The 14,119-nt window shown below is 47.8% G+C and carries 3 protein-coding genes; all 3 read left to right on the forward strand.

Annotated features, from left to right (window positions below):
• Positions 1 to 146: 146 nt before the first annotated feature.
• The 3 genes from ACO6VG_RS23925 (at position 147) to ACO6VG_RS23935 (ending at position 14,085) form a co-directional block, all read left to right on the forward strand.
• Positions 147 to 8,621, forward strand: coding sequence for a hypothetical protein (locus ACO6VG_RS23925; RefSeq protein WP_422475952.1), 8,475 nt, complete (start codon positions 147 to 149; stop codon positions 8,619 to 8,621).
• A 121-nt stretch (positions 8,622 to 8,742) separates the two neighbouring features.
• Entirely contained in the window at positions 8,743 to 9,123 is a 381-nt protein-coding gene (locus ACO6VG_RS23930; protein WP_422134608.1) for a hypothetical protein, read from the forward strand.
• 180 nt (positions 9,124 to 9,303) lie between these two features.
• On the forward strand, positions 9,304 to 14,085 hold the full coding sequence (locus ACO6VG_RS23935; RefSeq protein ID WP_422475954.1) for a hypothetical protein: 4,782 nt from the start codon (positions 9,304 to 9,306) through the stop codon (positions 14,083 to 14,085).
• Positions 14,086 to 14,119 lie beyond the last annotated feature (34 nt).

Genomic DNA, 14,119 nt, shown 5'->3' on the forward strand with positions numbered 1-14,119 from the left:
TCAGCAGCTAACCGGATTAGCCACTGTGAACTAAATTCTCTCAACAGCTTACCGAAACTGCCATGAGCGATTGAAAGTTACCCCCCTCGCCCGGTTTGGCAGTCAATTTTCACGGTAATCAAAGCATTCAACTCTGAGGTAGTAGAATGACAAAGACTCGCCCCAATGCATTAAGCCTTGCAGTGGCCGTTGCAATCAGTTCTTCCATCGTTGGTACACAGGCATTCGCCGAACGCAAGCTACAAACGAAATCGATCGATATACCAGACAATGGACATGCGGAATTCACGCGTAGCGAGGTTATAGTTCAGCCAACGTTAGATGATGACCTGCAGCCAATCCCCAATTCCTTTACTACCACCTACCCTGATCAGGCTCAGGTCAGAGGAGGCTTCGACGTTCCTTCTGAAGGCTTCACAGAGGTTCTTTCCGGCATCGAGGGTGGCGTTTCCAATATTGATCTGTTTGAAACAGACGAGAATGACATTGCCCAAAAATACACAAAAGTCCTCAAGGTTGGCAATGAAGGAGTCTTCAGATTCACCCATAATCTTGCAGAAAAGGAGCTGCTCATTGAAGTCAGAGAAGGAATGACTGATCAGAATTCAATTGCAGCTGTTCGAACTCAATTAGACGACACCCAACCATTAGAACCATTAACGAAAGTTGCAGGCCCAGAACAGTTAACCGCAATACTGAAAGGCGCCAATGAAAGATCGGGAAACCTTGGCGAAGTTGATAACTTCGTTGCCCTTGCCACCATTGAAGTAGACGAAGTGGACGTAGAAGGGCGCACCTTCATGCGACTTATCGCAGCAGGCGATCAGCCTACTAAGCTTCAGCGCCTGGGTCTATCGCTCTTTGTTAATGATGAGGCGCTTTTTGCAGCAGCCACCTCTGCCTATACCCAGGTTCATGTTCTGGGGGAAGACTTACAAAAGGAAGCCCTGAATGATCTGTTGTCATACCATCAACCCGTCGGCTACGTTCTCCATTTTGAGGACGAATCACAGTCTTATCGTTTGCCAGCCGGTTATCCAAAGCTGGAAGTGGAAGAGGTCCGGGGGGGCGTTATTGTTTTCCGATCTCAGAAACAAAATCCGGCCGACATCGCTTTTGTGGAAAGCCTCTACAACCTCTGGCGAGAAGATGACGCTAACAACCCCACTCCAGTAACAGCAAAGGTAAAAAAAGATAAGGTCAAAAGCTACCAGTACGTCATCCGAAACAGGCAAATGGAACTGCTGGAGGAGTTGGCTGAACAGTACGATACTGTAGTTGGCAGAGCTGAACTGATTACGCTTACATACTATGAATCTCTCCAGCAGGCGTTGACCAATGCCAGCCCGGATCAAGCCGATGACTTTGAATTAACGATAGAAGACATCAGACAGGCTTCGTCAGGGGTGACGACAACCTGGGTGCAGAATCAACTCGAAAAACACTTCGGCTTTAAACCCATAGTTAAAGATCTTCTGGCTAATCAGCTCTTTATTCAGGATATTCAGAAAGTGGTAACCGCTATCAACCAGGCCCACAACGGTGCTCCCGGGGTCGAGGGAAAGTTTGCCAGCAGCATTTCCAAACAGCTGGTTAAGATAGAAAGCATGCAGGAAGAGCTGCAAACAGAAGCAAGGAGACTCACCCGGCTTAGAGACCAGTTAAAGCTCACATTGAAGGCCACTACCAGTGTAGAGAAACAACTCAGAGCACTTCAACTCAAGCGACAAGTTGAGGATGCGCTTGCAGAAAATCGTAAATTGAGGGATGAACTGCAAAACCCGTCAGGAGAAATTCAGCAGGAGGTCAAAGGAGTTCTCAGCCTGGAGCAACAAATTCGTAATGCCAGAGCAGGTGCCCTGCCAATAGAAGAACGACTCATTAAAGAAAAAATTCGCGCAATCTACAGACCGTTCGCTGCAACAGCAAAGTCTTACGAAGAAGCTTTAAAAGCAGAACCGGGGGCCATTGGTGGCGAGCCCAATATAGCTTCAGTGGATGAGGACAATCTGAGTGCCCTGCAATTCGTTCAACAGCAGCTGAAAAAAAACAGTGAGGAATTCCGAAAAAATCTGGCAATCTTTGAAGTTCAACTCGGTCTGGTTACGAACAATGAAGATGACCTTCAAGCCCGCTACCAGGCCATTCTACAGCACCTTCAGGAGCAGAGACTTGAGGCCGTAAAACAACATGGTCAGAATCAACAAGAGCAGGAAGAACTGAAAAACTGGTTAGAGAAACTTCAGCAGGAAGCCAAACGAATTCAGCAGCTGGAAAAAAATGTTGGTATTGCCAGAGCCATTGTAGAAGAACACAACACTAAAGAGGCAGCAAAGCCTGGTATTGATAACCGGGACGATAGCCAGCCACTGGAAGAACAAGTATATGATGCCAGAGCAGACGCCACAAAAGATCGCAACGCTCAAACGGCAGCAGAACTTGGTATTGATAACTGGGACGATACTCTGCCACTCGAACAACAAGCCAGACTCATCAGAAAAAAAATTCAGGAAATCAAACCACCGGACTTCGTAACAGAACAGACTGATGAAAAAACGGTCAAAGCACAACTGGCGGGCATTGGAAACAAGCGTCGTCTTATTTCGGCCAATGAAGACCAGCTGGAAACCCGTCAGCAGAGCATTCCTGAACACTTCGAGCAGAATGAACAGAAAGACTGGATAGAGAAACTTCAGAAGAAAGCCGATCTGGTTCCATTGCTGAAAAAGCTGGTTCATACTCTCAGTAGAAATGGCAGAAAAGCTAAGTACGCTCTTTCAGCATTAAATCTTGGTATTGATGACTGGGATGATAACCTGCCACTCGATAAACAATTCGGACTCATAGTAAAAAAATTTAGTGAAATATACGCATCGATGGCGGCAGCAGGGCAGTCTGATGAAGGAGCTCTAACAGCAGAACCAGCCGCCATTGGTGGCTGGCGCGGTATTGCTTCGGTCAATCAATACAATCCGAACACCCTTCTGTTCATTCAACAACGGCTACAACAAAATGAAATAACACTACCCAAATCGGAAGTACGGAAAAAGCTGACTATCTTTGAGAATTATCTTGGTCTGGTTCCGGAAAACAAAGATGATCTTGAAGCCCGACATCAGGCCATTCACCAGCACCTTAAGCAGCAGGCAGCCGAGATCGCTCGACAGCCTGTTCAAAATCAACTTGAGCATGAAACCGATCGAATTCAAGAGCTGGAACAACAAGTTCGTGATGCCAGAGCAGATGCCACAAAAGCTCGTAACGCTCAACTGGCAGCGGAGCTTGCCATTGATGACTGGGATGATTCTCAGCCACCCGAAGAACAAGCCAGACTTATTAGAAAAAAAATTGCTGAAATGAAACCATCGGTTGCGGCAACAGGAAAGCCTGATGAAGCAGCTGCAACAGCAAAACCGGCCGCTATTGGCGGCAAACGCAGTATGACTACGATCAATGGAGACGATCTGGATACCCTTGAGTTCGTTCAACAGCGAGAGCTACTGCCACAAAACGAAGGACTAACCGATCAGGAAATACGGGAAAACCTCTCTTTTTGTGAAGGCAAGCTCGGCCTGGTTCCGGACAATGAAGATGACCTTGAAACCCGTCACCGGGGTCTTCAGCAGCGCATTCAGGAGCAGTCACTTGAGATCGAACAACAATTTATGAACTTTCTAGATGAGCACGATGGACGCAAAACATGGTTACAGCTTATTAAGAAGCAAGTCGATCGAATTCCAATTCTGAAAAAAGAAGCTCGTGCAGCAGTTCCAATAAAAACTCAAAAATACAACGCTCAACTGGCAGCAGTGCTTGGTATCGATGGCTGGGATGATACCCAGCCAATCGAAGAACAATTCAGGCTCATCAGAGAGAAAATTCAAGAAATCAAGCAACCGGTTACCGCAACATCAATTGCCCCAACACCGGTTACTGGTGATACCGGCGAAGAGGTCGGAAAAACTGACAACACCCGACGGGCATCAGAACCAGGTACCGATGATCGGGATGATACCCAGGCACTAGAAAAAAAAACCAGACTTATCAGCCATAAAATTCATAAAATCAAGCAATCGGTTAGCGCAATATCCATTGCCACTACACCGCTTAGCGCAACGCCTCTTGCAACAGCATCAATTGCCCCAACACCGGTTAGCGCAACGCCTCTTGCCACAACACCGGTTATCGCAACAGGAGCCGCAGCACTACATTCTCGGGAAGAAACTTTAAAGGAAAAACCAGCGGCCATTGAAAGAAAGCAAGCTATGACTCCAGAGGATGAAAACGATCCGGATGCCCGCTATCGGCTCCTTCAACCGCACCTGCAGAATATGCTGAAACTAACCGATCAGGCAATCCTGAATAAAGACACCGCACTGGAAAATCGTGCCAAACCGCAGTCAACATTACAAGACCGGCTCTTAAGGCTTTCAGAGTTGGAAAAAGAACTGCAAACAGAGCTGGAAGACATCAGAACACCAGGCCACCCCAGAGCCATGCCTGAAGTATTTGGGACACTTCGCGCCGTGGAAAGAGTCCTGGAGCAGGAGGTGATTTACCGTAAAGAGGACGATGTATACTTCCATCGTCTGGCTGTTTCTGAAGGTATACGGATGTTCATCACAGAAGCCAAAGAGCGGTCAGAGGAAAATGCCCTGATATCACTGTATTTCCTGGAAAAAATATTAGACCTCCAAAGCAATGAAGGTGATGACAAAGCAGCAAGACTGGAAAGGGTTCGTACAAGGCTTGATGGCGGTGATATATCAAATTACAAGCTGGTTGAAATGATCGAGCTCCTCTGGTGTGAGCTGGACAGACATGACCTGGAGGCACTGAAGGGGGATCTGCCAGAGACGAATCTCAAACTCTTCACAATTCGTGAGCGTCTTGCCTTTGCAATCGAAGAGTCTGATCAGCGAGCCATAGAAAAGCAGGCAGAATACCTTTTGGCTATAGAAGACCAGCTGGCGATCAACCCTCATAAAAACCCTGCTGCTATAGAAAGAGGCAAAGCTTTCACGGCTAAACTGGCCGGTGATCTGCAGTTAGAGTTTGAACAGGATGACAACCTGTCTGACCAGAAGGATGCTCTAAAAGACAAAATTCAGGCATTAAGAGAAGAAGTAAACGAAATCTATCACGATGAAGGCGGCAAAAGAATCAGTAACAATCAAATTGCTGATCGACTTAACATTGAGAACTATGGATATCACGCCAGTATAAACGAACAAAAGAGTCTAATTGGCGCAAAACTTGATCAGCTGGATGAAGAAGTTTTCAAAGCGGGTCAGTCTGGCGTTAATGAGCGTATCGCAACTATTGAAAATGAGCTTGACAAGCAAATGGCTCGTCTGGGACCTAAACCCCGATACGTTCTTGATCGTGATGTTGCCAGGGCCAGATGGGCAATAAAGTTAGCCGAGAATGACCTGGACTCAGCTCATCGCAAGCTACATAAGATTGGTGACAAACACCTGGTATTTGCGTGGAGCCTTGCCAGCCAGCAACACCTTTCGGATGAAGAAAAAACGGTTATAAACCGGGCAATGAAAGAATTCCATACCCATCTGGGTCTGGATTCGGGTGACTCACAGCCCCCTCAAGAACGAATGGAGAACGTCAAACATTACCTGCGGGGATGCAGTCAGGAACAACGGGATAACATCGTTAAGGAACTGAGAGCCAAAACAAACAGGAACATTGAGATAAAAGGAAATGTCCTCAGTTTTACGGAAGAACATGAAGAGTTTATTGTCGATCTGCACAAAAAAATTCCTGGTTTGTACGGGACCGGTAAATTCGGTGGATCATTGGGTGAACTGGCTTCAACCCGGATAAAGAACTCTCTGGTCAGGCAATTTCTGGTTGATCACGACAGGAAAAACTTAAAAGTGACCAATGCGTGGTTTGAAAAGAGGAATGCACAACAGAAGCTGGACCTTAAAAAAGAGGAGATCAAGCGTTGTAGAAACACTGATGACATGGCTGAAACCATACATAAGAACGAAATAGCGCGGCTGAATTTGGCCCTGAAACTGAAAAGTAAAGAGGTATCAAAAGCAGAAGAGGACCTGACGGATTTTCATAAAACGTCTCTTGCCCCCTTGGAAAAAACGGTGGGACTTAAACCAGACGCCACTGACACCAGTGAACACCGGGTTAATGCCCTGAGACACAAACAGGTACAACTTGGCGGGCACGACGGCACCGGCGGCAGGATCCGGCAACTGATTCAGGAACAGGCCCGTCTCAAAGGCGAGATTAAAGCCGGGAAGGCAAAAATTGAGAGAAGGAAGGAAATCCTGAAGACTGCAGAGAAAGCCGTCGAAGAAGAGGACGGTCCCTTCCAGTACACGCCGAGACAGGTAAAGGCTCTGGACGCTATCCACAAATTCTCGAAGGAACACCCTCTCAAAAAACAAGCTATTCAGGCCGCCATTGGCCTGCAGGAAGCAGCAGCCTATAGCGGTAAGACCCCCCCCGACTTTATAGGTTTCGATTTTGACGATGAATTTGCACCGATTCGCTTGCGGGCAAAAGTCGGAAACAAACTGAGGATTCAACAGGCCGGTCAGATTGTGGAAATGTTCAGAAGCCTGAAAACAGCTTTCCCGCTCCCCCTGCTTTCAGAAGATCGATCTCGAAATGTTCTCAGGAAAATCCAAACACTCACGACCAGGGCATGGATTGAGAGAAACATTGGAGCAAAAGAATTCGGCGACGAAATTCGTAGCATAGGCTCAGCGGTTATTCACTGCATCGAACACCAGCAAAGGGACTTGAAAGACTTCTCGGAATACTTCGCTGCCCACTCTGCCAGTGGTGGCAAGATCATAGCTTTGCTGCGTGATGGTCTGATCAACAAGGTTGAACTTGAGAACTACATGAAAGCTGTCAGAGGTATCGATGGCTATCTGCCAGCAGATGAATTTGAACACGCTCTTGGCTACAGGCACAAAGTCAATGTGCCCCGCTTCAGAGCTGTTGTCCAAAGGCTGGACAATGAGGTTGCTGAGGAATTCATGCAGAGTGCCTTTGCTAATGTGGCTGTGACTGCCGCTGGCCCGACAGGTATGACAGAGTCTGTTGTCGGCATGAAAGAGTACGCCGCTGCAGTTATCGCCAACTATGTTCTTGACGATATTGCCTTTGAAAACGGCCGCAAAACGACCGCATTCCTGGCCAATGTTCAGGATACCCTGACACCTTATGCCAATGCAGCTGGCCTGGCTGAATCAGAGCTGATCAAGATTATCAATAGCACATTGGTGCTGGCACATGCTGCAGCGGTTGAACAGCAGCTAAATGAATACTGGCTCAAACCTTCAGCCTATCTGGTTCAGGCTGTCACCTGGTACTACACCAGCTACAAACCTCTACTGATGACCTACACTGCCTGGCATGCAGCCGACCTGGCCCTCTCAAGTATTTCGTTCCTCTATCTTATGGATCTGACCAACAGAGGTGATTACACGCACAGGATGCTCACCCCTTTCCAGCACTGGTTGGAACGCTACGGTGTTGATCTTGACCGAATCGGGCAATATGCCTACCACAGAGAAATTGAAAAATTCTCTGAAGTAGGCGGGCTGGCAATGCCATTGGGCAAGGCCACTTCCTCAGCCATTCTGCTCAGAACCGGCTCCATGCTCTTTGCCAGACAGTACAACGCCAACCCCCATAGGTATCGCAGCATTTATCGCCTGATGCCTGAGATAGTAAAATCCATGGGTTCCGGACAAGGCGTTCAGGTGCCGCTGCTGCACCGGGTGACACCACAAGCAGTGAAAGGTCTGGCCTCTGTCACAGTCGGCCTCGTGCTGGGGCCGATTTCCACTGCCGGAGCATACGCCCAGGGTCTGTTATCAGGATTTACCTATGCTCAAACCTTTGGGTTCGCTCTGGCATCGAGCCTTGCTTTCGACTTCTTCATGAACGACAACAAGATGCTCACTCAATGGCTGGGTGGTCCTCTGGGGCGTGGTATTGACAGGATTAATCGCTGGCGAGGTGTGGGTGAAACGGACGCTGAATATGTGAAACGCACGGCTGTTGCCACGCCACAACGCTTCAATGAAACCGGTGAGGATTATGTAAACCGTGTTAAGGCAAGCAACAGCATGCCTGGCTGGACGCGTCATGAAAATTATCTGCATTTCCGTGAACGCCGGGATCGCACCATGAAGATGTTTGAGAATGGCTGGGAGAAATACTTCAGGGAAAATGTACCTAAATGGTCATTCTCCCATGCAGAAAGTGTTCCTTACTCTTACACTTTAGGTGTCTTCTATGAATGGCAAAAGGTCGGTGAATCAACCAGGCAACAAGCAACCACCGGCAGTGCCACGCCAGTGCCCCGTGAAACACCGGTGATGACTTCAGTGGAAGCGCTTCTTTCCGAGTCCACGAAGACTTCTCCGGTGACAAAGACTGAAGTTATTCCACCCATTATACTGGATGAATTCAGGGAAAGCTCTGAACCTGTGCCGATAACAACCGCGACACCCACTGCAGCGCCTGAGAAATCCCCGGCAGCTGTAAATCCAGCAATGGCTGGTCTTGCGTTCAATCTTGATGAAGATCGGGGAGACGATAAAAATCCCCGCGACGAACTCTGATATCAGAAACCAGCAGATGCTCACTTCATAGCCATCAAGAAGAAGCCGGTATAAAGAAATTCATACTGCTTTCTCTCTCTGATTGGGCTACCGATTCACCCCTATGAAGAGGTACGAAACAATGTATTCCATTCCTGAAAAAACAGCTCAAATGAATGCCCCCCGGGTCAATTCAGAAAAAGAGACATTTAATTGCAAGGCTTATGCTTCCTTCGCTCCCGGGAAACCCGAGCCAATAAACTGGCTTTCTGTCAAAAGGCTCCGGGCTTTTGCAATTTCGGGGGCCTCGTTCCTGACCATTCTATTGGCATTGGGCTTTGCCTCTGTGAACCATGCAGACTTGAGCGGACTAGAGGACGACGATGATCAACCCGACACTGAACAGTTCATGCTTGATGATGATGACTCCGGTACTCCGGAACCGGCTCCCTATGAACCGAATCTTGATGAAATGGAAGATCAGGGAGAGTTGGAAGGTTATGATCCCGATGAGGCAGATTAGCTCGTGCTCTGACTCGGAGATTTTTAAAAGAACTAAAAACCACCATTTATCCCGACGAGGGTAGAAACACATTGTCGCTTTCTGGAAAACGACAGCCACGAGCGATTAAAAGTCGCTTCCTTGCCACATGTGGCAAACACTTTTCACGGTAATTAAAGTAATCAGTCCTGAGGTAACAGAATGACAAATGCTCGTCCCAATGCATTGCACCTTGCTGTGGCCGTTGCAATCGGTTCTTCCATCTTTGGTACACAGGCGTTGGCCGATCGCAGGCTGCAGACAAAATCTGTCGATATTCTGGGCAGTGGACACGTGGAGTTTATCCAGAGTGAGATCATAGTTCAGCCAACTTTAGGTGATGACCAGCAACCCATACCTAAATCCTTTACAACCACCTACCCTGATCAGACTGAAGTCAGAGCGGGCTATGACGTTCCTTCTGAAGGCTTCACAGACGTACTTTCTGGCATAGAGGGTGGCGTTGCCAGTGTAGATCTGTTTGAAACAGACGAGAATGACGTTGCTCAGAAATATACCAGAGTCCTGAAGGTAGGTGATGAAGGAGTCTTCAAGTTCACCCATAATCTTGCAGAAAAAAAACTGGTCATTGAAGTCAGAAAAGGGATGACCGATCAGAACTCAATTGACGCCGTTCGAGCTCAGTCAGGTGACATCCAACCAATAGATCCGTTAACAAAAGTCGCCGGCCCCGAACAGCTGGCCGCAACACTGAAAGGTGCCCAACTAAGAGCGGGAAACCTTGGTGCAAGGGATGACTATGTTGCCCTTGCCACCATTAGAGTAAAAAAAGTTGAAGTGAACGGACGCACTTTTATGCGTCCAGTGGTTGCGGGCGATCAACTCCCTGAATTGCAGCGCCTGGGGCAATCGCTCTTTGTTAATGATGAAGCTCTTTTAGCAGCAGCCAACTCTGCCTATGCCCAGGTTCATGTTCTGGGGGAAAAACTACAACGGAGAGTTCTCCACAAACTACTGTCGTACCATAGACCTGTTGGCTATGTTGTCCACGTCGAGGATGACACACAGGCTTATCCTGTGCCCGAGGGTTATCCAAAGCTGGAAGTGGATCAAGCCTCGGAGGAGATAATTGTTTTTCGTGGTCAGAAACAGAACCCGACCGATATTGCTTTTGTGAAAAGCCAGCTTGACATCTGGGAAGAATATACAGTTAAAGAACTCACTGCAGAGGTTAAAAAAGACAAGATCAAAAGCTACCAGTACATTATTAGAAGCAGGCAGATGGCACTGCTGGAGGAGTTGGCTGCAGAGTTGGCTGAAAACTACGATGCCAAACTTAACGAAGATAACCTGTCAGAGCTTACCTATTATGAGTCTTTTCAACAGGCATTAAACAGTGCTATTGCCGATGGAACCGATGAATTTGAGTTCACAACAGGACACATCAGAATCGCTTCATTGGTCATCACGCCAATCTGGATGCAGTTTCAACTCATAAAAAACTTCAGCTTCAAACCCGTACTTAAAAATCTTCTGATTAGCCATAATTTTAATCACAATATTCAAAAATTTATATCCTCTATTAACACAGCGATGAAGCGCTTTGCTGATGGCGAAGGCAAAAAGTTTTCCTCCTTTTCCCCCAAAGTTATGGGTGACATTAACCAACAGATGCTCGAGATGGCAAGCACGACGGAAGTGCTGCGGGCAGGAGAGGCCGAACTCGCCGGGCAACTCGCCGGTACAGCCAAAACATTAGGCCACGGCACAATGGCAATGGCCGCTGCCAACGGTGAGGAAAAAATGAAACCAGAACGACTCAGTGAGAAATTTGAGGCTGGGCTTAAAGAGCTTCGTCAAACGTTCGAGGTGATCAAAAACACGGTTTATGAACTTCGGGAGGATGCCAAACGAATCCCGGAGCTGGAAAAAAAAGCCGATGATGTCGCAGCAGAAGCCACAAAAGTTCGCAACGCTCAAATGGCAGCAGGGCTTGGTATTGATGACTGGGATGATACCCGGCCACCCGAAGAACAAACCAGACTCATCATAGATAAAATTGATGAGATCAAGCAACGGATTACCGTAACAAGACAGCCTGATGAAGAAGCTGAAAAAGCAAAACCGGAGGTCATTGGCCGCAAGCGAGATATTACTTCGGTTAATGAAGAGGATCTGGGTATCCTTCAGTCCATTAAACAGCACCTGCAACGAAAGAGAGAGCTAACTGATCGGATAATCCAGAATAATCTGGCTTACATTGATTGTCAGCAAGGTGTGCTCCCGGAAGAATTAACCGATCGGATAATCCTGAATAATATGGCTTACATTGAAGGTCAGCTCGGCCTTATCCCGGTTGAAGGCAGGGATCTGGAAGTCCGTTGCCAGACCATTCAGCAACACATCTGGGAGCAGGACGCTGAGATCGAAAAAGAGCTGGCAGAACGGAATAACTGGATTCAGAATCTTCAGGAGGAAGTCGATCGAATTCCAATCCTGAAAAAAAAAGTTCTTGAAGCAACAGCAGCAGCCAGGCGAGATTACAACATTCAAATAGCAGCAGAACTTGGTATTGATAACTGGGATGATACCCAGCCACCAGAAAAACAAGCCAGACTCATCAGTCAGAAAATTCATGAAATCAAGCAACCGGTTATCACAACATTGATTACCCCAACAACGGTTGCCGCAACATCGATTACCCCAACAACGATTTCCGCAGCATCAATTACACCATCATCAATTGCACCAACATCAATTGCACCATCATCAATTGCACCATCATCAATTGCACCAACATCAATTGCACCAACATCAATTGCACCAACATCGACTGCTGCGGCATCAATGGCCTCAACATCGGTTGCTGCAACGGGACAGCCTCGGGAAGAAGCTTTAAAAGAAAAACTGGCGGCCATTGAAAGCAAACACGATATTACTCCAGACAATGAAAACGATCTGAATGACCGCTATCAGTCTCTTCAACAGCACCTGGAGCGACTAAAAGCAGAACAGGCCGATCGGGTACAGGCAGCTGAGAATCATTTGGCTGACATTGAAGGTCAGCTGGGTCTGATCCCGGATAACGAAAAGGACCCGGAAATCCGTTGTCAGGCCATCAGGCAACACCTTAATGAGCAGGTCGCTCAGATCACTGAACAAAAGCAACAGCTTCAGCAAGAGAGCACCAGAACATTGGGTCTGCCTGCAGGCGATGCCCCTGCCCCTGCCCCTGAAGAGCAATTTGACACTGTAGAAATCGGTCAGGCGCTTGAAAAACTCGAAGCTGTCATAAAAGCTATGGACACCTGGGTGGAAAATGGCAACGATTTATCGTCTTTCTCTACTGCACTTAAAGCCTATTTAGATGCTTATGGCCGTGACAAAACCAATGAAGTCGAGGGCGAGCTGACTTTAACCTGGAAAAAGTACACTCCGGTCGCAAAACTTCTGGCTGAGCACGACAGAGAAAGTACGGAACTGACCAAGGCAGTGGTCGAAGAAAATATTGCACAAAATAATCTGGATCTCAGAAAAAAGGAGATTCCTGATTCTGGAGAGATCGATGAAAAGACTAAAACCTTCCATGAGCACGAAGTATCTCGACTGAATTTAGACCTGAAAGATAAAAAAGCAGCTGTGGCGGTGACTGGCCCGACGGGTATGAAAGAGTCTGTTGCCGGCATGAAAGAGTACGCAATTGCTGTCATCGCAAATTATGCTCTAGACGATATTGCCTTTGACAATGGCCGCAGGACAGTTGCGTTTCTGGCCAACGTTCAGGATACCCTGACACCTTACGCCAATGCTGCCGGACTCTCTGAATCAGAACTGATCAAGGCTATCCATGACACAGTGATGCTGGCTCATGCCGCAGCGGTTGAGCAGCAGCTCAATGATTACTGGGTCAAACCTTCAGCCTGTCTGGTACAGGCTGTCACCTGGTACTTCTCCAGCTACAAACCCCTGCTGGTAGTCCTTAGCACCTTTCAGGCTGCCAAACTGTCCCTCTCAAACATGGCATTCCTCTATCTTCTGGATCTGACCAACAGAGGTGATTACACCCACAGGATGCTGATACCTTTCCAGCATTGGTTGGGGCACTATGGTGTTGATCTTGACCGAACCGGTCAATATGCCTACCACAGTGGAATTGAACAAATCTCTGAACTGGGTGGGTTGGCCATGCCATTGGGTAAAGCCGCTTCCTCCGTCATTTTGCTGAAAACCGGCTCCATGCTGTTTACCCGACAGCACAACGCCAACCTGCAGATGTATCGCGGCATGTCCCGCCTGGTACCCGAAATAGTCAAATCCATGGGTTCCGGGCAAGGGGTTCAGGTACCCCTGCTGCACAGGGTGACACCACAAAAAGTAAAAACTCTGGCCTCTGCCACAGCCGGTCTGGTGCTGGGTCCGGTAGCCAACTTCGGAACATACGCCCACGGTCTTTTATCCGGTTTTACCTACGCTCAAACCCTCGGATTCGCCCTGGCATCGAGTCTCACTTTCGACTTCTTTATGAACGACAACAAGATGCTAACTCAATGGCTGGGTGGACCTCTGGGTCGAAGCCTTGACAGGATTAATCGCTGGCTGGGCATGGGTGAAACCCAGGATGAATATTTCAAACGTACGGCCATTGCTACGCCTCAGCGCTTCAGTGAAAACGATGAAGCCTATGCAAACCGTATTAAAGCAAGTGACATGATGCATGGCTGGACGCGGCACGAAAATTACCTGCATTTCCGTGAACGCCGTGATCGCACCATGAAGATGTCTGCGAATGGCTGGGAGAAATACTTTAAGGAAAATGTACCTAAATGGTCGTTTTCCCATGCAGAAAGCATTCCATACTCCTACACTCTTGGAGCCTTTTACAAATGGCAAAAGGGTGGTGATCAGACAATTCACGGTCATGAAAAGAGGTATGCCCCCCAATCGAGTTTTCGACCTGCAGCTTCAGCAGACAGCCTTAAATAAAAGCTACTTCCTCGCCTGGTGCTGCAGTCACTTC

The sequence above is a fragment of the Endozoicomonas sp. ALB032 genome, assembly GCF_049310125.1.
GTDB lineage: Bacteria > Pseudomonadota > Gammaproteobacteria > Pseudomonadales > Endozoicomonadaceae > Endozoicomonas_A.

Excerpts from the sequence above, each read along its gene's own strand:
- ACO6VG_RS23925 (WP_422475952.1), top strand. The coding sequence starts at position 147 with ATGACAAAGACTCGCCCCAATGCATTAAGCCTTGCAGTGGCCGTTGCA.
- ACO6VG_RS23930 (WP_422134608.1), top strand. The coding sequence starts at position 8,743 with ATGTATTCCATTCCTGAAAAAACAGCTCAAATGAATGCCCCCCGGGTC.
- ACO6VG_RS23935 (WP_422475954.1), top strand. The coding sequence starts at position 9,304 with ATGACAAATGCTCGTCCCAATGCATTGCACCTTGCTGTGGCCGTTGCA.